The organism is Nodosilinea sp. AN01ver1 (assembly GCF_050565655.1).
Lineage (GTDB): Bacteria > Cyanobacteriota > Cyanobacteriia > Phormidesmidales > Phormidesmidaceae > Nodosilinea.
In genome coordinates this window covers 1-21,029 of record NZ_JBNXVS010000067.1, presented here as the reverse complement: position 1 = coordinate 21,029, position 21,029 = coordinate 1, and the positions used below count along the sequence as shown (strand labels likewise).

The following is a 21,029-nucleotide window of genomic DNA, read 5'->3' as shown; positions in this document are numbered from 1 at the left end:
GCAAGTTTTGTATCTCCTGCCGCTGAAAGTCGCTGACCCGCTCGGCTACCGATACCACCTCAATGCCCCGGCCCAGCCCGGTAGACTTGCTCACCCGCACCTGCATCAGTTCTCCCTGCTGGTCGCGTAGGCTGTAATCGCCAGCAGATTTGCGGCTGAGGTTGTAAGCCCCGATTTGGTACAGGTTTTCTCCCGTGCGCTCGTGTCCCCGCTGAAACAGCTCCACCACCGCCCGAGCCATCTGCTGATTGCGCCGGTTCTCCAGGTGCTGGCTAAGCCACTGGGTTACGCGGACATCCAGAGGTTGACCTTGCCAGTGATCTGTTGTCGTCTTCAGCAAGGTCTTAGTCGGACTATATTCCGATCGCTCTACTTCCCGGTTCAGTAAGGCGATCGCTGGAGGCGTTGAACCATTGCGGACTAGTTCTGGCGAAGCTACCTCTGCTGCCACGGATGGAGAGAGCCTCGTCTCCAGTTCCAGGAATGCAGCCCGATCAGTGTCCTGCAACTGGTCGGACACCACGGCTCCATCGCGCACCATCAAAAGCACCTGATCATTACGACTGACGCTCAGGTGGTGACCACTCTGTTTGATGTGGTAGTCGCCCACAGCGACGGCATCGTAGATAGGTTTCGATTCGTTGAGAGGATTGATCAGCCGGGCTGCGATCTGAGCCACCGCCTCTGGGTCAACCGTCAGGTCTGTCGATGGAACGTCAGGGGTTTTCCCATTGCTGCTATTCAGAACTGGACTAGGAACAGCGGACTGGATTGGTTCAACAGCCTCCCCAATCTGCATCTGAATTTGATTAACGGTTATGGCCCCATCGCGTTCTTCGCGAAATAGCACCGTGCCCCGATCTCGAATCTCAATCGCCGGGACTTTGCCCCGATACACATCCGGATCAACGCCTGGAGTGACCGGCTGCTGAATGGCATCGAGAATCACCTTCAAGCTGTTGGGGTTCAGCTCTCGCCGAATCGTGCCATCAGCTAGTTGACCGTAAACCACCCGCTGACCCAGCTGAATCCGTAGGTCATCCTGACCCGCTCGGGGGAGTGTCGGAGACTGCTGGAAGGTCATCGCTAGCCGCTGACTCACCTGGGTCAGGGCCATCACCAGCTGCACCTCATCTTCTTGAATGGCCTGGGCTTCCTGGGGACTAATCACAAAGGGATTCATGCTGCCCTCCCCTGTACCAGCGCCAGACCACCCAACCGATCAATCACCACCTCACCACCGACTTGGAAAAAGGCCAACTGGTCATCCAGGCGATATTCCACGCAGCCAGGCTGGTAGTCTGGCAAGCAGTCTCTGGAGAAGATCAGCACTCCATTGATCGACCGGAGGTAGGGCAGATCGTCAAATAACACCTCCACCACCTCAGGTACATAACCAGGGGGTAACGGTGGCAGTGATCTGGCCTCTATCAGTGCCGGTAGTTGCTCTGGATGCTGACTTAAATATGACGTAGCTCCTGGGGAAAGGCCCCAAGTTGTGATGGTGTGATTCATCGGAATGCCTCATCAAATTCATCTTCGGTAATGTCGGAATCGGCGGATAGCCTGGATAGCTTTTGCCCGTCACTCAAGGGCAAAGGAAATAAGCACTCGGCGATTTCCTTGCGCTTTTGGTTCTCGTCATCTAAATCCGTCAGCGTCTGCTGCTTTTGGCAACGGGCAATGAGTTTTGGCTGCACAGTGCTGTGCCAGAGCGCTTCACTTCTGGCTTGAGTGGCCTGCTCTTTTTTGGAAATCTTCACCCGTACCCGCAGCGGCACCGACGCCTCGCCCCCACCCCGGTAGGCCGGGTTGATAAACACGCACTCCCCCTGATCCAGCTTCAGAATCTGATCCGCCGTCATCAGCGGCACCCGCTGGCACTGTTCAGAACGACTGTTGCTGCCGTAGCGGCCCTGGCTGCGGGAGCGGGTGTAGACGCGCACGTCCTTTTCGCCCAGATAGCCCGAGAACTCCTGAGCCGTCTCCCGGTCTTTAGGGTTGAAGAACACCTTGGTGCCACAGGCCGCAAACAGCGCTCTTGAGAGATCGCGCCCGTAGATGTGCTGGAGCTGAGCAAAGTTCTGGTAGCCCAGCAATCCCACAAAGCCGTAGGAGCGAAACTCGTTGATCCATTTGGGCAGATCGGGCAGATAGAGCGTCGGCAACTCATCGAGGGCGATCACCAGAGGTTCAGATCGGGGCCGGGCAAAGTTGCGGGTGACGATCAGGTGCAGGATGGCCGCTAGCAGTGGACTCACGGCATCGCGCTTTTGGATATCCACCTGCAAAAACAAGATGCGCTTGCCCGTCATATCCAGCGGAATGGTGGTCTTGCCACAGAAGCTAGAGACCAACTGCTTGCCCGTAAACGTTTTGAAGGTGCGCTGAGCCGTGGCGACAATCCCGGCGATCTGCTTATCAGCGTCCTCCGACGCAATGAGTTGGCTAAAACTTTCCATCGTCCAGGGCGGAATCCATCCCGACTCTCCCGCCTGTCGGATACGCCCTGGCAGGTTGGAAAGGTTCAAGATTTTGTTCGCCATCAGCAGGTCAGGGTAGGGCGTGCGCTTGGCCAGCATCATCACCGCCTCAACCAGGTTGGTACCGGCACTGTTGAAGAAGTCGTTATCCCGATAGCCGCCGTCCCGCTGGGTATTCTTTTGCAGCACGGCGGCAAGCTGTGAGGCCATCAGGGCATCGGTTTCGTCTTCGAGAAAATCGAGCGGATTGCAGATGCCGGTATAGGGCTGACCCGGCGCAAAGACATCGACCTGATAGCCTTGACTAGCAGCCCAGGCGGCATGGGCGGCAAGCTGACTGCCTTTGAAATCGTAGACCGCGATGGGGAATCCTTGAGCGATCGCCGAACGAATCGCCGGATCAATGATGCTGTAGGTTTTCCCTGAATCTGGGGCTCCGGCCACCACAATGCTCTGCTGGGCTTGAGGGATATCGAGATCCCCAGCTTTGAGTGGCACTTTGGCTGGATGCTTCTGCTGTTGCTGCTTTCGCCCCAAAGCCTTCGCCCGTCGCCGTTCGGCGTTACCTGCAAAGCGCCCCGTCGCCAGCTTGTTCTTGTTGGTGCTGTTGCCAAACAGGCTCATCCCCACCCACAGCACCACCAGGCCGAGCAGCAGGGTACCCATGCCAGAGTCCTGGAAGGGTTGAGCCGTATCCCGCAGGATGCTGAGATCCAGAGGGCGTGGGGGTTGAGAGGATGTCGTCATGATCTGGCCAAGGTGTCGATTTGCTGAATCTCGTAGACCCGACCGTTAAAGCCCAGAGTGTATTGCTGGAAGCCTTCGGCCCCCAGCTGATTCACAATGAGCTGAGGTAGCCCGTTGTCCACAGTTGTTGTCGGCTCAATCAGGTTACGGCCTGGCGGTACATGGGGATTGAGATAGGTGGCCAGTACCCGCTGAAAGTCTGTGTTCTGGGGAATATAGGCAAAGAAGGCACAGCCGATCGCTCCACAGAGTGGCTGCATTTCCCTTCCTTCAACCCGAGAATCCACCAAGTACAGCGGCTGACGCTGGCCTGCAACCTGCACCTTCCACATCTGCATCTGACCTGGATCGACCGGGAAAGTAGGGCTCAAGTTGTCCTGCATCATCTGACTGAGCAGAGGCAGGGGGGCCACCTCCTGAGCTAAGCGCCAGCCGGGCTGAGATGACCTTGGCCAGAGCCAGATAGCCAGAGCTAAAAGTATCACCAGGCCGAACAGAAGGGGTTTAACACGCAAGACTCGTTTCATCCCTGGCCACCTCCTTGAGCTAAACAGCCTTTGGCCTGAGCATAGGCCTGACTCAACGAAGCTGTTTGAGGGTTGAGAAACACCTGTCCTTGAATGTCAGCTACCGTGCCCTCGACCGGCACCCCTGGGCCACCAAAGTAGTGCTGGCCAATCCGCTCAATCAGAGCAGCCTTCGACAACCCTTCACTCTGGGCCTGTTCAGCAATAGCTTGCAAGGATTCCTTCACCAGATGGGTTTGAGTGGCTGTGGGCAAGAATCGCTCTACTGCATCGGCGTTAACCTCAGCCCCAGACTCAACTCGCTTGAGAAACTCCTGCCCTCCGGGTTGAGCCGTAATCATCGCCTGCACCTCTGGCTGATAGCTCATCAAGGGGTACTGCCCCAACCGGCGACCGCAGCGGCCCTGGGCATCACAGCCATAGGGACCGATGACGGTGGGATAGCGGCTGAGGGTAGAAATGGCCGTTGAGAGTGACCCCAGATCAAGCCCGCCCTTGCCAGGTTCACAGGGTTGGAGATTGCTCAGATCAACTGCTTGTGGTTGCGCTGTTTGCGAAGCTGGCTGGCTCAACCCACCAGGAGACGCCGATACCATAGGCAAACTCGAAGCCGTTTGGCCACCACTGCCACCCTCCACAGCGCCTACCAGCATGAAATCGGTTTCTCGGTAGGTCATAAACGGCACCGGGCCAATAAAGTAGGGCGTACAACCCAGATCCGGGGTCAAGAATCCCCCCCGCTGACACATACGGAAAAACAGCGCGGTGCTGACCGTGCCTGAGGACTCATCCACATCCCACAGCGCCACCTTGAACGCCTCACCAAAGGGATGCCGTCCGGTAGGCTCCTGCCCGCCATTGACAAACGACAGAAACCCTTCGCCCCCTGGCACCTGCTGCACCTGCCCCGAAATCCACTGCTTGCCGTGCAGTCCTGGAGTGCCTGCAAACTCCACATGGGCACAGGACTCCTCACAAGGCACCTGAAAACCCGCCTGTTTGCTGCCCGAAATCGTGGCCTGCCGCTGTGTTTCCGCCTGGCCGTAGACCATATCAATCTGGCCAATCGCCCCGACACCTGAAAGGGGACTAGGCATCTGATCTAACGGCACCGAGACCAGCCCCGGCACCCCGCCAATGGTGCTGTTGCCCCAGTCACGAAAGTTTTGCAAGGAAATGCCGGTGAGTCCCGGAATATCGGTGAGGGCGAACGAATTGAGCTGCTCGCCCAATTGCCCCAGGCTCAGTTGGCCCAGATCTGGAAACTCCGATAGCAGGTTAGAAAGGTTCAAATCATTTCCGTTGAGCCTCTGTAGACTCGACACCGGCAGTACCTCAGAAATGAGGGTTTCCAGGGGCGGCACCTGCTCCAACCGCAAGTTGCCTAACCCCGGAATCGCCGAGACCAAATCCTCAACCCGCTGCCAGCCGACCATTTCCAAAGCGCTTAGGGCCACCTGACTCAGGTCGATTTGACCCATCTGAGCCAGAGTCTGGAGGTTAAACAATTGAGGATAAAAACTGGTCTGAAAATCGCCCAGCTTCAGCACCTCGGCTACCGATTGCCCCGCCTGCCACATGCGAGACGGGTCGTAGCCCAGGCGGCTGACCAGATCGCCGGGAATATCAACAGCGCCGCCAGAGAGCAGCGGCGGCAAATTGGCAAAGGTGAGTTGCGACCAGTCCGGTACCCGCGCATACTGCTTATCCCACTGCACTGGCACCGTTGGAATCCAGGGTTCCGTCGCCGCTTGTGGGGCAGGCTTGAACCAAACAAGACCGGCTGTGAGCAGGCCCAGAGCCACCAGGGCCAAGCGTTGAAGGCGTCGTTGAAATCGATGAGTCATGGCTTATCTCCCTTGGGTGAGTCCAGAATCAGGTCGGCCCATCTGCGCCAGGCGCACCACCAGCGCTTCGGATACTCCGGCTTCCCGTGCGGCTTCGGTTAGCGGTGTTCCCTGTTTGAGCTGGTCAAGTAGGGCTTGAAGCCTCTCCCAGAGCGGATCTCCAGTGGCTACCAGGTTTCGCCGTTGGGCTTCGAGCAGTCCGCGCTCGACCCACCTCACCCCGGCAGGGTTAGCGATCTGGGTCGCCACAATGGCCGTGGCATAGGGTGATGGGGTATCCGGTTGAACCGCCAGAATGCTGTAAGCGGGTGCGCCCGACCGGGGAAAGGCCAGTTGAAAGGTATAGAGGTCGCGATCGGTCACTACCGTCAGCGTGGTTGTCGCTGTGGAAGGTAAACCCGGAAACACCAGGGGCTGAATTCGCCGCAGATGGATTACCGTAGCTGCACATTCCCCAGGTGCTTCAACTGTCGCGCAGCGGGTATCGTCAAAATCCAGCGTCACCTGGGAGGGATCATCGAGCCAGGCACGACGGACAACGGCCCCCACTGGCCGAAAGTTGAGCGTGACCCCATGGCCCGGATAAATTTCAACGGTGACTGGGGCATGGTCACCTCTGGCCGCCCGGTTAGAAATGGTGCGAGTGGCCTGTGCCCAGGCTGGAGCGGAGAGACCTACCAAAGCCAGGGATAGGATCAGTGTCTTCCAGGATCGAATCATTCTCCTGTCCTCAAATCGGCATCTGCATCGATTGGTTGACGAACACCTGCACAGGCCGACCGGCCTCGATGTAGGCAATACGGGGGCGCTGCTCCAACTCCTCAATTGCCCGCTGGTTGCGCTCAGTAATGGTGTCGAGGATCGCGTCGGTGCCCCCTTCCAATACCCCGGCCAATACATTCGGAGCCGGATTTTCGGTGGTCACGACAGTGCTGCTGCTGCCGGTTTCAACCCGAGTATTGGGCCGGGTATAGAGTTCACTGGCGCGACGAATCGAACCCAGGGCAAACTGTCCGGCATCCATTGCCGCAATACCAGGGCCAATGTCGTCATAGGCTTCGGCCTGGAGCGGTGTCCCGCCCTGGCCTCGAATCTGGATCACGCCCTGGGGCAGCATCAGTTCACGGGCCTGACCCTGGTCGTTCCAGATCGCCTGGGTTGCGAAAAGCTGTACTAGCCCGTTATCTGAAACCGCTTCCACTTGGACAACCAGTTCACCCCCGGCAGGAATTGCCACCTGGCCATGGTTATCAACCAACGGTTCTGAAAGCACAACCAGCAGATTATTGCCCTCAGCGGTGCTATCTAGAATGACCGGTGTAGCCAGAGAACCGTTGGATTGAGTCCCTGCGACTAGAGAGACTGGGACTGAGGGCGGTTGAAGAATGCGCTCTTCAGCCGTGGTGAGAATAGCAGGTGGAGACAGTTCCTCCATATCAGCTGTTGCCAGCTCCTCAGGATCAGCTACCCCTTCTAAGTCAGGAACTTCAGCGGTTGAAAATTCAGGAGCTGACTCAGCTGGTATGGATTCTGGCGGACTCACGGGAGCCGGTGCCGGAGGTAGGGTCGTGGCATAGGCAAATTGCGCTTGGGCTACAGGCTCGGGCACTGAAGCAGGTTGAGCGGACTCCTCGGGCAGCGGTAAACTCCCGTAGCTACCGACCTGAGCCAGCTGTTGCCAGCGCTCTATCGGATCAACCGCAGGAGCCGCCGCTGCGGTTGGGGCCGCAGGAACCGCTGACGGGCGAGAAACCATAGGGGTCGCTGTCGCTGCTGGTTGTAGGCGAGGCGTTGGAGCTGGATAACTGACGGCTGGGGAGGCTGGTCTTGCTGAAACGGTGGGTGGCGGAGCCGATGCCACGGTTTGAGGTGCAGGTCTTGCCGGAGTCGCCACCGATGCAGGGGGGGAAGGCGTTGGCGTCGTAGTCGGACGAGGCGGTACGCCTGAGGTTGTCGTCTGTACCGCCCCCTGATCTTCCAACGCCATCTGAGCTTTAAGAGCAGCAATCTCTGCTCTAGCCTGCTCCAGTTCAGCTTCCACTGTCTGAGGCTGGGCTTCCGTTGGATTGGCTTCTGGCGTAGTTGTCGCGGTACCGGGCGTATCGCCCTGACGGCTGCCTGCAATGAAAACGCCCGCTAAGGCAAAGACGGGCACCAGGGCCGAACCAATCAACATCAGCTTCGGCACCGGCAGCTTCCAGAAGGGACGCTCAGACTGCACGGGCTCTGAGAACGCTTCGTCAGCCACCAGCGGTTCTGCGAGATCGGGTGCGCCCATCATCTCGCGCAGCGTGTCCAGGTTAGGTTCTGGGAGGGTACTCATCGGCTCACGTCCTCCGGTTGAATGGGTCGAATCGCTTCAATCTGCACCCCGCTCTCTAGCAGCCGGTAGGCTACGGCCTGATATTCCGAGGCATCGGGAATCAGGGGTTTGCCCGCGGGTTCAACGGCTCGCACCGTAATGCGTCGGTTAAAGGTCAACGTTGTCCCAGCCGGGTTACTGGCTTCAAACACAACTCGGGTGGCGACCAAATCCACCTGCCAACGGCCTTCGCCAATTGCCTGGGGCGGAGAGATATGCTGGAGAATCAAAACTGCTGACACCTGCCCATCGAAGACGCCCTCGGGAATCACCTCAGTGGCCAGCGTTTGCAGAAAGGCATCACGGAAATCAGGGGCGAGGAGAAATGAGGCTTCCCAAGCGGCCTTTGAAATTCGGTTGCGCCCAGAAACCTGAACCCCCTCATCGATGGCTTGCTCACCCTCACCCGGCAACTTGCCCCAGGTAAAGGTCATCACCGCCCAGGTCGAGACCACCTGACGAATCACCTCCGGTTCCCGGTGGCGGTAGTCGGCAGGTCGCACCGAGAAGGCACGACCATCCACCTGCTGTACTAGAGTGGGCGGCTTCTGGTTGGCCAACCGTGATACGGATACCGCCAGCCACAAAAGCGACAACGCGAAGATCAGCACTCCCACCGACAGCCCGGCAAAGGCCAGGGGCAGAATGTCACTGGAGTGAATACGAGGCCGTTTCACCTTACGGCTGAGTTCAAGGAGTTCCATCACTTACCTCGGAATGGGAATTGCAGAGGTGCCGACCGCAATCAGTCGGGTCACCCCACCGGAGACACCACGAAAGACGGCCATCCCAGCCCCGCCAGCAATGGCCAGAGCCAGGACGGGAGCCAGGATGCTGATCAGCAGTAGAAAGCCAAAATCGCTAGAAGTTTGGGCCTCGGCAGCCACGACCACCGTTGCGGCTAGCCCAACGATGACGTTGTAGGAAAACTTGGCCATCCCCAGACTGAAAAAGCCCACCAGCCAGGACCACAGCGGGCGACCCTGAAGCGGCACTACAGAACCCGCAACCGCAATGGGGCCAATCAACCCGGTCAGCAGCATCGCCATTTCGATCAGGTTGGCAAAGGCCCATTGCCAACCCTTGAGGAACTGCTCTGCCAGGGCTTGGCTACTGGTTTGCAGCACAGTTCCCACCAGAATGTCCGCCAAGGGATTGCCCCCAACAGGTGCTTCGCCAGACTGGTAAACCTGCTCAACCTGCTGGCTGATCTGCTGCACCCGACTCCAGAGCCGTTGCAGTCCCGCACTCCAGAAGCCTCGGGAACGGTATTCCTGCTCCAGCCGCTGCTGGGCACGTTCCCCGGCACGGATGAAACAGTCCACCTGGGCTTGCCCGGTTTGGGCATCGCAGGCGGCATATTCTTGCTGAATCACGGCTTTGGCTTGCTGGGACAGAATCACATCGTTGAGAGCTTCCAGCATTGACACCTCGCCTACCTGCACCTGGAGCACCGTTTGGGTTTGAGCGTTGATCAAGTTGCGGATGCCGAGGGTGGCAGACCCTAGCAGGGCTCCATTGTTAAAGAGCAGTACGGCAATGGTCAGCACCCAGAGCACGTTGGGCAGGGCGGGGAAGATGCCGCGTTCAATCGCTTCTTTGACCCAGCCCACGGCAAAGAAGAGGAAGGCACCGACCAGGATGATGGAGGCGAACTGGTTGATGCCCAGATACAGCCCGCTTGAGGAAGCGAAGATATCTTCCCAGCGGGCATCCCAGGCCTGCTGCACGGCCTCTAGCTGCTGCACGCTGTCGTCGATGATGCCGACCCCGCCTGTGACCTGGGCAGGATGTAAAACCCATGATGGTAGGAGAGCGTTGCGCATGGCTCGTTAGTTTCCAGAAGAACTGGTACCCAGGGCACCGGGGATATAGATCGGGGCCTGGGCGGAGCCGGAGATGGAAATTTGGCGTTCCACTCGCTCGCGCCGATTGGTTTCGTCAATGCCTTCACTGGTGTTGGCGGCGAGTTGAGTTAACATCCCCTGAAGCTGGTGGAGCTGCGTCAGGGTCGTATTGTTTTCGGCGGTGAGCTGGGTCTGTTCGTGGAGCAGGGCTGCCACGGATGCTTGAATCTGAGCGTTTTGCTTCATCACGTCCTGGGTGACGTTCATGCCCTGGGCGGCTTCGGCCATGGATTGCGCCTGCTGGGTGCGGCCTTGACTGGATTGCAGCAGGGTGGAGGTTTGTTCAGCTTGGCTGGAGAGACGGGTTTGACCCTGATCGCCTAACCAGGGCGAGGCCATCGAGCGGGCCACTTCCTGGTCATAGCGGTTGGCCAATTCGCGCTGTTGGGTGGTGGGGTCAGTGCCAAGGACGCTTTGAATCGGCACTACCTCGTCCATCCGTACCCGGCTAGGGTCGGGCAGGTTGCTGCCCAAGGCCGTTTTCAGGGCTTCCCACTGGTCGCCCAAGACATTCTGGAGTGTCTCTTCGGCTAATGCTGTGGTTTCCTCGATTTGAGCCAGGATGTCTTCTAAAGGATTGGAGAGATTTTCTGTCGCCCAATCCTGCCACTGCTGACCCCAACCGCCGGGCTGGAGGGAAGCACGAGCTGTGCTGATGCCGAGTAAACCGAGGCTAAGGCTGGTGCCAAAGATAAGGCGATATCGAATTCGTTGGCGTTTAGTTGTCATGATGACCTCCGAGGGGTTGACGATTGCGGCTGATGACCGTTGGGAGCTAGATCAGCCGCTGAATGAATCAGCTCAAATTGAGGGGTGCTCGCTGCGATGGTGTCCAGGGACTGACCACTGCGCAGCACCTGGACGTAGGCTTTGGCAAAGGCGGCATACCCGGCAAACTTGTTTGGATGCTGGGCCAGCACTCGCTGGCGTGCCCGCTGCTCTTTGGGATTGTTGGCGACGGCCCCCAGCAGTTCTGGAGACGGGTAGTGGGCGCAGGGGGTGAGCCGGGCATCGGCATCGAGCAGCCAGTGGGAGCAGAGCCGACCAGGGCTGATGCGGAAGGACTCTTCGGTATTGGGTCGCAAGAGGCTGGGGTCGTAGCCGAAGAGGCGCTGGTAGGAGGGCAGGGCGTTGGGCTGGATGGCCCCGACCAGCCGGGTGTTGAGGTTTTGCAGGATCTGCGACCCCACGACGGATTGGGCAATGGTGTCAGGGTCTTGGCCGATGATCAGCGGGCGAATGCCGGATTTGGCTCCGTTAGCGCAGACCTGGCCGATGATCTGGGCGATGCCGTTGTATTTGAACAGAATCGGGCTTTCGTCGATCGCCAGCAGGGAGTCGGAAACCTCCAGCGCCCGACGAAAGGCCATGGATTGGGCCGAGAGGGCCAGCACCGCCGCTTCGATGTTGTCGCCGACATTGCGGAGGGCAAAGACGGTGAGCCGGGCATCGGTGCGAATGGTGGAGGGTTGGGAGATGGCCTTGCCAACCCTACTGGAGAGCCAGCCCCGCAGTTCGAGCAGGATGGTGGCGATCGCTTCATTGAGCAGCGCCGATTCCACCTCCAGATCTAAATGAACTACCGTTGCGACAAAGTCGGCCAGGGTCGGCATTTGCTGCCACTCTGGACTGCCAAATCCCGATTCAAAGGCGGCGTCATAACGGGCCAGAATTGAGGAAGTCTCGAAGAAGGTGGACAGCGCTTGCCAGAGCACCGTGTGAACCCGCTTGCCCAGCTGGTTATCGGTTTCGGTGCCCATCACCATGGTGTCGAGGGCTTTGACCAAAAACTCCTTGTAGTCGTCTAAACGCTCTTGCCGCTGGTTATCGGGCAGATTGCGCAGGTCGGGGATCTGGAAGAGATTATTGCTCTCAGAACCGATGTCGAAGTAGGCTCCCTGGTCGCCGAAGAACTTCACCAGGTCGGTGTAGGTGGTCGTGCCGTCGGGTTTGGGGTAGTCGAGCGAGATGACGTTCATGCCGTTGGCGATCGCCCACACAAAGATCTCCGCTGCCAGCACCGACTTGCCGCTGCGGGTCTCGCCGAACACCAGCATCCCCCGGTGCTGGTTAACGAAGTCCAGGTAAATCGGCATCTGACCATCGCGGGTGATCAGCTCAATACCCCGCTTGTCGATGGTGCGGGGGCAGGCCACGGGCATTAACCCTGGGGCTTCGTTGGTCAGGTACATCTGCCTGCGGCCATCGTCGATGAGCCTGTCGCCCACAATTGGCAGCGATCTCAGCCACAACTGCCAGGCAATCTCGGTTTCGCGAATGAAGTCGCCCTGATGGAAAGCATTTGTGAGTTTCTGACAGGCTTCCGCTAGCGACTCAGGACTATCGCGATGCAATAGCACCAGACCGCTGATCCAGATGGGTAGCGCTCCCTCGTAGATTCGCTCCTGGGCCTCGACCCCCTGCTTCATTCGCATTTGAGAGGCGACATCCACATCGCGCAGTAGGTTGGCGCGGAACGTGGCGGTGACGCTTTGCTTGGTCAGCCGTTGCAGGGTGACACGGGTCATCATGCGATCTGCGGCGGCGAGTTCGCAGACGCACTCGCAATCGGGAAACTGGGCCAGGGCTTGCCACAGATAGTAGAGCTGGTGCTCTGGGGTGGTGAAGCCAGCGGGCTTGGATTCCAGCACCACCGCCCCGACAAACTTTCCTTTAACCTGCACCCACTGCCGGTCGGCTTTGGGATGGCTGGGCTGGCCGTTCTCCCCGCGAATCAGGCGGGACGTGGCGTGCAGCGGATCGTGGATCAGTTCACTGAGCTTTACATCGCCGTCGTCGTCGCTCAGCTCTAAACATTGTGGGACAGGGGGGGCTGTCGTTGAGTTGAACTGAGTCCAGAGGTACTGCCACAAGTCCTCGGTTCCCATCGGGGTGACCTGGAGCCCCATGCGAGCGTTGAGCTGCTGTTCCCAGTGCAGGTAGCCATCAGTGAAGCCCTGGGTCAGAAGCTGCACGTAGGACTGCTGCTGGTTTTGCTCCTTTAGCCCTTTGAAGGTGTCGTACTGGGCCACCACCCAGGCCAGCAGTTTTTCAACGTGGTCAGCGCTTTGCTCTTGCCCTGACCCGAGGGGATAGGTAGCAAACAAATAGAGCTGTTTGGGTTGGCGCTGTTTCTCGGTGGTGAGGTCACGGGTAGCGCGTTGTTGCGCTAACAACAAAAACTGGCTTTCCAGGGTGGCGGTGGTTTGAATCAGGTTTTCGAGGGATTGTTGGCGCTCCTTGTCATCCGCAAACGATCGCCAGTGAATCCGCAGCCGGTCTCCGGGGCGAAACCCCTTCAACCCATCTTCGAGTCGCTTCAACGTGGGCTCCGCCTGCCCCGGTTGCAGCTGGGTGTGAATGCCCCGACTGCGAAAGCCAAACACCAGGCTGTATTGCCGCTGGTGCTTGAGCAGATAGGCTCCGACATTGCGCCCCCGTAGGTTCAAGCGGCAGAGGCATTCCAGGTGCGATTCATCTTCAAACGGGCGAAAGCGATAGCGCTGTGTTCCAAGCCTTGGTTTACTCATGGTGGTTGGATAAATGACGCTGGTAGGGCACATGGCCCCGTTTCCAATCGGGCACAGGTACAAACTTGTGGGTGAAGAGCCAGGTCTTTTCGCCGACCACGACCCACCAGGTCGAGATGCCCCAGGTGCTGAGCAGCAGGAATGGGACAAAACCCAGTCCGAGTAGGACTTCAATCAAGATGTAGAAGCCGACGAAGATGCCGCCCGAGGGGGCGAGCAGATTGGCCGGAATCGGGCCAAGCGAGGGCTGACGGCCCAGGCTCGGGTTGACCGGGCAGTATAGGCGCGAGTCGTCGCTCATCTCAGGCTCCGAAGAACAGACGGCTCAGACCTTCGACAATGACGACGGCGGCAATGATGATGAAGGCATTTTGCAGCAGCGGTTGCCACTGTTCGCCCCGTTGAGCCTGATACACGGCAAAGAACACAAAGCCTACGGCTGACACCCACACCACCAGGCGCAGCAGGCCGAACATAAAGCTGATAATGTCGCCATCCAGGTATTGCCCGAAGATGTTTTGCGCCTCACCTTCAACGGTGTCAAAGAGCTGGGCCATCGCCGGATTGGCATGGCTCGTGATGCTGATGAATAGCAGGATTCCAGTAACGATGCCCAGCAGCGTCCAGCCACTGAGCCCACAAAATTTGAAATGAACCAGGCCATTTCCGGCCCTAGACAAGCGACGTTGAACGAACCGGGGCATCCGAAGCCCCAGGCAGTTAGGTGCAAAATTCATATCTCCTACTCCAAGCAATGAGGACGTAGGTAGATCGCTCCCTGAATAGATTGAGTAGGACGATTTTCAGCTGGGGTAGCAGATCGTTGGTCTCGCCACCCGTAGGTCAAGCACGGAACTTCATCAGGAACTCAAGATTGACGACTCAATCTTCGTTGAACTTTCATATTGAAAGTGTTGTCAGCCATACTGGGGTATGAATCTCGAAAAGTAAAGTAGGTTTTATATTTTGTTTATAAATGGATGCTGACTATGGCTAACAAGAGCTAAAAATGACCAAAAAAGCCTAAAGTCTCCTGAAGTCAATGCTTTACAGCTTTTGAAAGCATATGAATGTGTCGGCTAAGATACAGCTATCTACGATGAGGCTCAGTATTGTTTTCAAGCAGAGTATGAGGTTTGCGGTCAAAGTTATGTGAAGCGGAGGAAGCCTTCTCCTGATCCACCTCAGATTTCTGTAAAGCTATGACATTACGACGTTTCGTTTGTCCAAAGGGGAGGCTAGGATGGCGTCAGTTGGTCTCACCCCTGCACTCCTATGGTCAAGTCCTCAGCGCCCCAAGACAAATCACCATCAGAGTCCTCAGAAGTAGGATGTCGTCCTACGTTGTACATGACGACAGAACTGATGGAGGCGATTGAGGCGCAATGTGCGGTGGAAGGCAATCGCAAGCGGTCTCCCTTCATCGCCGAAATCCTGGAACTGTTGCTCACCAGTGAGGCAGGGCAAATCCTACGAGAGAGTGCCCAAAAGCACCGCCGCCCTCTGGTTCACGAATTGGAAGCTAATTTGATTCTGTTCCACGAGCATGTTCCGACAGAGCGGATTATAGAGTTGGCGGAGGCGAGCCAACGGAATCCTGACCAGATGCTGGTGCGACTGGTACTGCTTGGCTTGAGGATTTATGAGCGAGCAATATCGCTGATGGAAGCAGATATTGAAGGCCGTCAGCGTTGATTTTATAAACCTCGCCACAGCTGCACCGTTTCTTCCGGATTTAGCACGGTGACTCCGTACAGATGGTGTACTGGTGATATTTGCTACTCAGCTTTCTGGGTAGCGTAGTGAAGCTCTGTTCGCCCCCAGACAGGCTTGATTCACATCATCAGACCATCGTTATGTTCAGGATCGCTGGGCTGGCATGAAAAGGTTCTTGAGTGGATGCTTTGGGGGCAAGGCATTGGGACTCGTTCCCGATCTCGTTGCCATTGTTCTGGATGGGGCGGTAGCGGGGTAGGGGCATCATGGCTCGATTTATGACGCGCCGCTATGTGGCGGTGACTTGGACTGAGGCGCTTCGTCTGGCGGCTTTGGATCAGACGCCCTGGTCAGAGATTCGGCAGGCTGAGGAGGTGCAGTTGCTGCACCGGGAGGAGTGGTGGGCCTGGTGGTCGGATGAGCAGTTGACGACGGCGATTGGGCTGCCGGAATCGCTGTGTCCAGAGACCCTATCAACGGATGCAGTGTCGCTGATGTCCGAGGTGTGGGAGAGTTTCTCGCCTGCGCCCCAGTGTGGATGGGGCACCTTGGCGCGAGTCAAAGCGGTGCTGAGGCGAGCGAATTGGTCGCACCCCCAGGGCACCGTTCCTGACCGCCGAGCTGTGACTGAATTGCTGATCGTGCAGTTTACAGACGACTCGGAGGGGGTACTGCAATGCTGGCGCAGGGCGCTCGGAGAAGGCTATGAGTGCCATATCGAACGGCTTCAATCAGATGATTGATCGGCTTGTAGCAGCCAGATACCGATCCTGAGAGTTAACGCAACAGCGGGGTGTATCCTCCTCATCGCTGGATTTGCGTGAGCCCAAACTGTCGTTTGAGCAAAAACTCCATCAACTTAGGCGGCAACAGCTGCTTGAGCAACGGCAACCACCTGCTCTTTTTCCCTAATCGAATCGTCATTGGCGGCTGCGGCCTCATTATCGCCGCGACGAGCTGCTCCGCAAACGCGTCTGCTGGCGTGGCCTGAGTCTGAGACAGCACCGCCCTAGCCCGAATCTTTGATTCCAGCGGCGAGTACCACGATTCTGGCGAAAGCACTCCCGCTAATCCCTCTTCAGCAACGTGGCCAAAATTGGACTGAATCGCCCCCGGCTGCACTGTCACTACCTGAATGCCAAAGGGGGCGAGCTCCATCCGCAGGGCTTCGGACAAACTGTGCAACGCTGCCTTCGAGGCACAGTAAGCGCCCGCAAAGGGCGTCGTCACCACGCCTGAAATGCTGCCGATGTTAACGATGACGCCGGATCGCTGCCGCTTCATCACCGGAGCCACCTGCTGCACCAGTTCCAGGGGAGCCAATACATTGGTCTGAAACTGGGCCTGAAGTTGGGCTGCGCTGAGATCCATCAGCGGGCCAAACTGCCCAAAGCCCGCATTGTTGACCAGCAGGTCGATGCGCTCTTCCTGATCCAGAACAGCTTCAATAACTTGCTGGATGCCCGCCGAGTCCGTCACGTCCAGAGGCAAGGTCATGACGGTGTGAGCTTTCAAGTCATCTATGGCCTCTAGTCGTCTGGCCGTCGCGACTACTCGACAGCCCTGCCGATGAAACGCCTGGCAGAGAGCTTTACCGATGCCCGATGAGCAGCCGGTGATCAGAACGACGGGGGATGTCATAGCTAGCCAAGAACATTAACAATAAATTACGTCATTGACAGTTTAATTTGCAAGTGTTTATCATGAGCCTATGAGCATGTTGCAACAGATTGCCCAGCAACAGCCCGAGATGGTCTTAGATCGCTTCGTTGAGGTGACCAACGACCTGTTACCCCAGTTTTTGCCCGACCAGAGTTCTGGAAATCGTGGGCAAGAACCGGTGAACCCTCGGCTGGTGCGTTACTACACCACTCAGGGGTGGTTAGACAAGCCCCTCAAGCAGGGGCGCGAAGCTCGGTACACCTACCGACATCTACTCCAATTGCTGGTGCTGCGCCGTCTACTGGCGGAAGGCTACAGCGCTAGTTCCATCGGCAGCCTAATTGGCGGTCAGGCTGACACTGCGCTAGAAGACATTCTGCAAGGCGGTGTGCAGCTGACGGTGGAGGCGGCGAACCCGGCGCTGGCGTTTTTGTCTCAAATTCGCGACCGCAGGGAATCCTCTCCATCAGACCGTTCGCTCAAGCGTTCTGCCAGTCCAGCGATGCAGGCTCCCCTGGCGGCACCTGCCCCGCCACCCGCCACCCCATCGACATCTACCCCCCAAACCTGGACTCGTCTAGAGATTCTCGACGGTTTAGAACTCCACGTCCGCCAAGACTTTGTAGCACCCGCCACTGCCCACGAGCGGGATAGCCTGCTCCAACTCATTGCTGACCATCTCGCCCACTTCAAATCCACTCAGAGGCCACCATGACCCAACCCAAACCCGCTCTTCCTACCGTTGAACTGATTCCGCTCCACGGGGCGATCGTCGCCCAGCAGCCTATCACCCTCGACGTGCTGGTGCGCATCACACCCCTAGCCGTTACCCTCAAGGCCGATCGCGTGCCGCTTAACCTCAGCCTAGCGATCGATCGCTCTGGCTCCATGCAGGGGCAAAAGATGCACTATGCCCGCGAAGCTGCTCGCTTTGCGGTGGAGAATCTGCTGCCCTGCGATCGCATCAGCGTCGTGCTCTTCGACGACCGAATCGAAACCCTGGTGCCCAGCACCCTGGCTACCGACAAAAACACCCTGCTAGAGAAGTTGCGCCACGTCCATTCGCGGGGCTCCACTGCGCTCCACGCTGGTTGGGTCGAGGGCGGCATGCAGGTGAGCCAGTACCTCAACCCCGCCCAGCTCAACCGGGTGATTGTGCTCTCTGACGGGCTGGCCAATGTGGGCGAGACTAGACCAGATGCGATCTCAAGCGATGTCCACGGCCTGGCCCAACGCGGCGTCAGCACCACCACCCTGGGCATCGGCGACGACTACAGCGAAGACCTACTCGCGGCGATGGCCCGCAGCGGCGACGGCAACTTCTTCCATATCGAGTCTGCCGACCAGCTGCCGACGATCTTTGAAACTGAGCTGTCGGGCCTAGCGGCCACCTTAGGCCAGCGGGTCAGCCTCGGCGTTAAGCCGGGCAACGGCGTTACCGTCATGGACGTACTGAATGACTTTGAGATGACCGACACCCGGCGCTATAAACTGCCCAACCTGATGGTGGGGTCTCCTATCCAAGTCATCGTGCGCTTGCAGGTGCCCGCCCTGAGCCAAAGCAGCGAACTGATGCAGGTGCGCCTGGCCTGGGATGACGCGGAACAGCCCGGTCGGCAGGTGCTGCGGGCCGGGCTGGAGCTGCCCCTGGTGAGCGCTGCGCAGTTCAGCGATTTCCCCGCCAACTCAGCGGTGCAAGAGCAGGTGGCCCTGCTGATGGCGGCTCGCGCCCGCCGCGAAGCGATCCAGTTTTCTGACCGGGGCGACTTTGCCTCGGCCCGACAATCTCTCACTGATGCCCGTATGGCGATGGCCGCTATGGCCCCTAGCGATATGCTGATGGAGGAACAGGCGGTGCTGGAAGACCTGGAGGCTGACTACCAGAGTGGCAATGTGACCAGCGCCCGCAAGAAGGCGTTTTCGCAGTCCTTCAACCTGTCGCGATCGGGCAAATCAAAGCCCCGGCGATCGATGGATTCTAAATAAGCGACGGCACTAAACGGTTGTATCGGCCTGGGCATACCTATTGCAGGCCTGCAACCGGGCTCAGCAGTATACCACCCGCTGGGATGAGCTGACAGTTGTGCAATAAGCCCATACTTCAGTCATTATTTTGCTTCGAATGGTGTTTCCCCATTTATTGTTTCAATAGCCGACGTAAGACTGTTAATTTGTTCATTAATTTCGTCAATCAGGGGAGTATTACGAAGCGGATTAATCTCCCGAATGCCTTTACTTACCGTTTCGCCGACATTCGCGATTCCCTGGCTAGTACCGCCTACAACCCAACCCACGAGGGTCGTGACTGGGAAGGGCTTCAAACCCCTGCCCACGGTATTCGTAGTTTCGCTGAGACTATGAAAGACCGTCTCCGTGATTGCTGCACCTGCTTCGGTATTTCTGTATCTTTCAAGATAAGCAGCTTTCTTTTTTTCAAAGGCACAAATGACGGCCCTAGCCTCATCAATAGTCATTTGAAGACCTTTCCACACGACAGGCCTCACCTCCGGAGGCGTAGCCATACCTTGCCGACGTTGCCGAATAGCACGTTCTGCAATTTTTATATAGTTCATAGGTTTCAAACCCCCTGCTTGTAAAGTCGTTACTCTAAACAAATCAATATCGCCATTCGACGCTAAAACCTTGGTTCGTAGCCAGGGATACCAGTGGTTTTACTATCCGTTCATAAGCATTCCCTAGTCGCTGCACATCTAGCAGTTCATCCAGAGCGCTTATGCCTAAATCATTGATAAAAGGCTCTATCTGTGTTTCCCATCTGCCTGCTGTTAGAGCTTCGCGAGTGGCCAGTAGCCCAGAATGTTGAACTGTCACAAACTGGGCAAAGTATTCATTGGATGGAAGATTGTTGGACTTAGCCGAATTTACCTCCGGCAGTGTCGGCACCAAATTCCACAGCTGGTCGTGGGCCACAAATGACCAGGGCAGATAATGGTCTAGGGAAAAGCGGCTAGGGTCAATCACTTGCTGAGAATAGATGCAGCGGAGCGACTGGGACCGTAGGACTAGCTTCCAGTAGTCGGTCTGCTTGGTCAGCGAATCGCGCCGGGTGGGCATGAACAGCTTGTTAGCGATCGCCGGAGTACTTGGGTTTCGCTTCTGCATGTAGGTTAGCCATTCCCACGCAGCCCAACCGCGCACAATTCCGTAGTGCTCCTCTAGGTAGCTGGCCCAGGCCGGATGAATGATCACCGCCTGACAGCGGTTGTGCTGCTCTGAGTCAAATCGGTAGAGTGGTTTATCGCTGTTGAAGCAACGGTTTGCGATCGCAGGTATAGCCACCTCTAGCTGGTTGCCCTTGCCACGACTGACCCCGGCTAACTGGTCTTCTAGAAATGGCGCAATTAGCCGAAAGGGAACGTAGCGTCGCAGGTGAGACACCACATCCCGTAAGTCTTGGGCGGCGATCGCTCGTCTCAAGAGCGTCTTATCGGTATCTCGAAAGCGAATGATGGGCTCAGTAATGTTTAGCTCCAGGGCATCGAGCTTTTGAGCCACTTGGTCTTGGGTGCCGAAGGAAAGCTTAAAAAACGTGTGCGGGAACCAAGCGTTGGCCAGCATCTCGACGATCAGGTCTTGAAAGCTGATCGGCTCCGTCGCCTCAGAGATATTGTCAAATCTGGTGTATGGCTAGGATCTAGGCGGCATCCTGCATCTGGGTCATATCGGCGTTGTCATCAGCCCGGTATCCATCTTTGAACGGAACTCCTTCAATTACGTCGGCGAGGTGTTTGAAGCCTCGGATCCTGAGCCAGCTCTTTTGGGCACTCTCAACCAACTTGAACACCAGTGCCAAGATAGTGTCCTTGGAGACACAGCCTCGGGTCTTGTCAGTTCTGAGGCGCACGGTGGCAAAGGTGGATTCAATGGGATTAGTAGTGCGAATATGCGCCCAGTGCTCAGCTGGGAAGTCGAAGAAGGTCAGCAGAACGTCTCGGTCTTTGGCTAGACAGCGGGTGGCCTCGGGATACTTGGCCTGATAAGTCGAGATAAAGCGATTAAAAGCTTGATTTGCCTCTGTTTTGCTCTCCGCTCGATAAATCTCCCAGATCGCACGTTTGGCCTCCGGCTGCTGACGTTTGGGAAGCTTGTTGAGCACATTGGCGGTCTTATGCACCCAGCAACGCTGTTTCTTCGTGGTGGGAAACACCTGGGGCAGGGCTTTCCAGAAGCCTAAGGCTCCATCACCAATGGCCAATTGAGGAGCATGCGTTAGCCCCTGGTCTTTGA

Annotated in this window: 21 protein-coding genes; 4 read left to right on the top strand and 17 right to left on the bottom strand. The window is 57.4% G+C overall.

Features of this window, described 5'->3' with window-relative positions:
• The 13 genes from ACQ4N7_RS27825 to ACQ4N7_RS27765 form a co-directional block, all read right to left on the bottom strand.
• The coding region (locus ACQ4N7_RS27825) for a hypothetical protein (protein WP_430714698.1) at positions 1-1,183 on the bottom strand (1,183 nt) is incomplete at its 3' end.
• Positions 1,180-1,515 (bottom strand): hypothetical protein, encoded by a 336-nt coding sequence (locus ACQ4N7_RS27820; protein WP_430714697.1) that lies wholly within the window; start codon positions 1,513-1,515, stop codon positions 1,180-1,182. The genes ACQ4N7_RS27820 and ACQ4N7_RS27825, both read right to left, overlap by 4 nt.
• Positions 1,512-3,230, bottom strand: a complete 1,719-nt coding sequence (locus tag ACQ4N7_RS27815; RefSeq protein WP_430714696.1) for a type IV secretory system conjugative DNA transfer family protein — start codon at positions 3,228-3,230, stop codon at positions 1,512-1,514. Before ACQ4N7_RS27815 ends, ACQ4N7_RS27820 begins: the two co-directional genes overlap by 4 nt.
• Positions 3,227-3,643: a hypothetical protein gene (locus ACQ4N7_RS27810; protein ID WP_430714695.1), complete on the bottom strand. Its 417-nt coding sequence runs from the start codon at positions 3,641-3,643 to the stop codon at positions 3,227-3,229. The genes ACQ4N7_RS27815 and ACQ4N7_RS27810 overlap by 4 nt, the downstream gene beginning before the upstream one ends.
• Before the next feature lie 110 nt (positions 3,644-3,753).
• Complete coding sequence (locus tag ACQ4N7_RS27805; RefSeq protein ID WP_430714694.1) at positions 3,754-5,604, bottom strand: hypothetical protein; 1,851 nt, start codon at positions 5,602-5,604, stop codon at positions 3,754-3,756.
• A gap of 3 nt (positions 5,605-5,607) precedes the next feature.
• Positions 5,608-6,324, bottom strand: coding sequence for a hypothetical protein (locus ACQ4N7_RS27800; protein WP_430714693.1), 717 nt, complete (start codon positions 6,322-6,324; stop codon positions 5,608-5,610).
• 10 nt (positions 6,325-6,334) lie between these two features.
• Positions 6,335-7,927, bottom strand: a complete 1,593-nt coding sequence (locus ACQ4N7_RS27795; protein ID WP_430714692.1) for a hypothetical protein — start codon at positions 7,925-7,927, stop codon at positions 6,335-6,337.
• Positions 7,924-8,670 carry a hypothetical protein gene (locus tag ACQ4N7_RS27790; protein ID WP_430714691.1) on the bottom strand — a complete coding sequence of 249 codons (747 nt, stop codon included), beginning with the start codon at positions 8,668-8,670 and terminating at the stop codon, positions 7,924-7,926. The genes ACQ4N7_RS27795 and ACQ4N7_RS27790 overlap by 4 nt, the downstream gene beginning before the upstream one ends.
• Positions 8,671-8,673: 3 nt before the next feature.
• A complete protein-coding gene (locus tag ACQ4N7_RS27785) occupies positions 8,674-9,792 on the bottom strand; it encodes a hypothetical protein (RefSeq protein WP_430714690.1) in 1,119 nt (372 codons plus the stop codon).
• 6 nt (positions 9,793-9,798) lie between these two features.
• Entirely contained in the window at positions 9,799-10,602 is an 804-nt protein-coding gene (locus ACQ4N7_RS27780) for a hypothetical protein (RefSeq protein WP_430714689.1), read from the bottom strand.
• Positions 10,599-13,403 carry a hypothetical protein gene (locus ACQ4N7_RS27775; protein ID WP_430714688.1) on the bottom strand — a complete coding sequence of 935 codons (2,805 nt, stop codon included), beginning with the start codon at positions 13,401-13,403 and terminating at the stop codon, positions 10,599-10,601. The genes ACQ4N7_RS27780 and ACQ4N7_RS27775 overlap by 4 nt, the downstream gene beginning before the upstream one ends.
• Positions 13,396-13,704 carry a hypothetical protein gene (locus ACQ4N7_RS27770; RefSeq protein ID WP_190707025.1) on the bottom strand — a complete coding sequence of 103 codons (309 nt, stop codon included), beginning with the start codon at positions 13,702-13,704 and terminating at the stop codon, positions 13,396-13,398. Before ACQ4N7_RS27770 ends, ACQ4N7_RS27775 begins: the two co-directional genes overlap by 8 nt.
• Position 13,705: 1 nt before the next feature.
• Complete coding sequence (locus ACQ4N7_RS27765; RefSeq protein WP_430714687.1) at positions 13,706-14,140, bottom strand: hypothetical protein; 435 nt, start codon at positions 14,138-14,140, stop codon at positions 13,706-13,708.
• 613 nt (positions 14,141-14,753) lie between these two features.
• On the opposite strand from ACQ4N7_RS27765, the gene ACQ4N7_RS27760 reads away from it, so the two are divergent.
• Both ACQ4N7_RS27760 and ACQ4N7_RS27755 read left to right on the top strand, forming a co-directional pair.
• Entirely contained in the window at positions 14,754-15,098 is a 345-nt protein-coding gene (locus tag ACQ4N7_RS27760; RefSeq protein ID WP_430714686.1) for a hypothetical protein, read from the top strand.
• A 299-nt stretch (positions 15,099-15,397) separates the two neighbouring features.
• Positions 15,398-15,862 (top strand): hypothetical protein, encoded by a 465-nt coding sequence (locus ACQ4N7_RS27755; RefSeq protein WP_430714685.1) that lies wholly within the window; start codon positions 15,398-15,400, stop codon positions 15,860-15,862.
• A gap of 61 nt (positions 15,863-15,923) precedes the next feature.
• Here ACQ4N7_RS27755 and ACQ4N7_RS27750 read toward each other — a convergent pair whose 3' ends face one another.
• On the bottom strand, positions 15,924-16,760 hold the full coding sequence (locus ACQ4N7_RS27750; protein WP_430714684.1) for an SDR family oxidoreductase: 837 nt from the start codon (positions 16,758-16,760) through the stop codon (positions 15,924-15,926).
• A 76-nt stretch (positions 16,761-16,836) separates the two neighbouring features.
• On the opposite strand from ACQ4N7_RS27750, the gene ACQ4N7_RS27745 reads away from it, so the two are divergent.
• The gene (locus tag ACQ4N7_RS27745) at positions 16,837-17,496 is read left to right on the top strand and encodes a MerR family transcriptional regulator (protein WP_430714683.1); all 660 of its coding nucleotides are present in this window, start codon (positions 16,837-16,839) and stop codon (positions 17,494-17,496) included.
• Positions 17,493-18,767, top strand: a complete 1,275-nt coding sequence (locus ACQ4N7_RS27740; protein WP_430714682.1) for a vWA domain-containing protein — start codon at positions 17,493-17,495, stop codon at positions 18,765-18,767. The genes ACQ4N7_RS27745 and ACQ4N7_RS27740 overlap by 4 nt, the downstream gene beginning before the upstream one ends.
• A 122-nt stretch (positions 18,768-18,889) precedes the next feature.
• Here ACQ4N7_RS27740 and ACQ4N7_RS27735 read toward each other — a convergent pair whose 3' ends face one another.
• From ACQ4N7_RS27735 to ACQ4N7_RS27725, 3 genes are all read right to left on the bottom strand, one after another.
• Positions 18,890-19,354: a hypothetical protein gene (locus ACQ4N7_RS27735; protein ID WP_430714681.1), complete on the bottom strand. Its 465-nt coding sequence runs from the start codon at positions 19,352-19,354 to the stop codon at positions 18,890-18,892.
• Between the two features lie 43 nt (positions 19,355-19,397).
• Positions 19,398-20,360, bottom strand: coding sequence for an HNH endonuclease domain-containing protein (locus tag ACQ4N7_RS27730; protein ID WP_430714680.1), 963 nt, complete (start codon positions 20,358-20,360; stop codon positions 19,398-19,400).
• A 76-nt stretch (positions 20,361-20,436) separates the two neighbouring features.
• On the bottom strand, positions 20,437-21,029 hold a 593-nt coding region (locus tag ACQ4N7_RS27725; protein WP_430714679.1), incomplete at its 5' end, for an IS256 family transposase.

Excerpts from the sequence above, each read along its gene's own strand:
- ACQ4N7_RS27820 (WP_430714697.1), bottom strand. The coding sequence starts at position 1,515 with ATGAATCACACCATCACAACTTGGGGCCTTTCCCCAGGAGCTACGTCA.
- ACQ4N7_RS27815 (WP_430714696.1), bottom strand. The coding sequence starts at position 3,230 with ATGACGACATCCTCTCAACCCCCACGCCCTCTGGATCTCAGCATCCTG.
- ACQ4N7_RS27805 (WP_430714694.1), bottom strand. The coding sequence starts at position 5,604 with ATGACTCATCGATTTCAACGACGCCTTCAACGCTTGGCCCTGGTGGCT.
- ACQ4N7_RS27800 (WP_430714693.1), bottom strand. The coding sequence starts at position 6,324 with ATGATTCGATCCTGGAAGACACTGATCCTATCCCTGGCTTTGGTAGGT.
- ACQ4N7_RS27795 (WP_430714692.1), bottom strand. The coding sequence starts at position 7,927 with ATGAGTACCCTCCCAGAACCTAACCTGGACACGCTGCGCGAGATGATG.
- ACQ4N7_RS27790 (WP_430714691.1), bottom strand. The coding sequence starts at position 8,670 with ATGGAACTCCTTGAACTCAGCCGTAAGGTGAAACGGCCTCGTATTCAC.
- ACQ4N7_RS27785 (WP_430714690.1), bottom strand. The coding sequence starts at position 9,792 with ATGCGCAACGCTCTCCTACCATCATGGGTTTTACATCCTGCCCAGGTC.
- ACQ4N7_RS27780 (WP_430714689.1), bottom strand. The coding sequence starts at position 10,602 with ATGACAACTAAACGCCAACGAATTCGATATCGCCTTATCTTTGGCACC.
- ACQ4N7_RS27775 (WP_430714688.1), bottom strand. The coding sequence starts at position 13,403 with ATGAGTAAACCAAGGCTTGGAACACAGCGCTATCGCTTTCGCCCGTTT.
- ACQ4N7_RS27770 (WP_190707025.1), bottom strand. The coding sequence starts at position 13,704 with ATGAGCGACGACTCGCGCCTATACTGCCCGGTCAACCCGAGCCTGGGC.
- ACQ4N7_RS27765 (WP_430714687.1), bottom strand. The coding sequence starts at position 14,140 with ATGAATTTTGCACCTAACTGCCTGGGGCTTCGGATGCCCCGGTTCGTT.
- ACQ4N7_RS27760 (WP_430714686.1), top strand. The coding sequence starts at position 14,754 with ATGACGACAGAACTGATGGAGGCGATTGAGGCGCAATGTGCGGTGGAA.
- ACQ4N7_RS27755 (WP_430714685.1), top strand. The coding sequence starts at position 15,398 with ATGACGCGCCGCTATGTGGCGGTGACTTGGACTGAGGCGCTTCGTCTG.
- ACQ4N7_RS27750 (WP_430714684.1), bottom strand. The coding sequence starts at position 16,760 with ATGACATCCCCCGTCGTTCTGATCACCGGCTGCTCATCGGGCATCGGT.
- ACQ4N7_RS27745 (WP_430714683.1), top strand. The coding sequence starts at position 16,837 with ATGTTGCAACAGATTGCCCAGCAACAGCCCGAGATGGTCTTAGATCGC.
- ACQ4N7_RS27740 (WP_430714682.1), top strand. The coding sequence starts at position 17,493 with ATGACCCAACCCAAACCCGCTCTTCCTACCGTTGAACTGATTCCGCTC.
- ACQ4N7_RS27735 (WP_430714681.1), bottom strand. The coding sequence starts at position 19,354 with ATGAACTATATAAAAATTGCAGAACGTGCTATTCGGCAACGTCGGCAA.
- ACQ4N7_RS27730 (WP_430714680.1), bottom strand. The coding sequence starts at position 20,360 with ATGCTGGCCAACGCTTGGTTCCCGCACACGTTTTTTAAGCTTTCCTTC.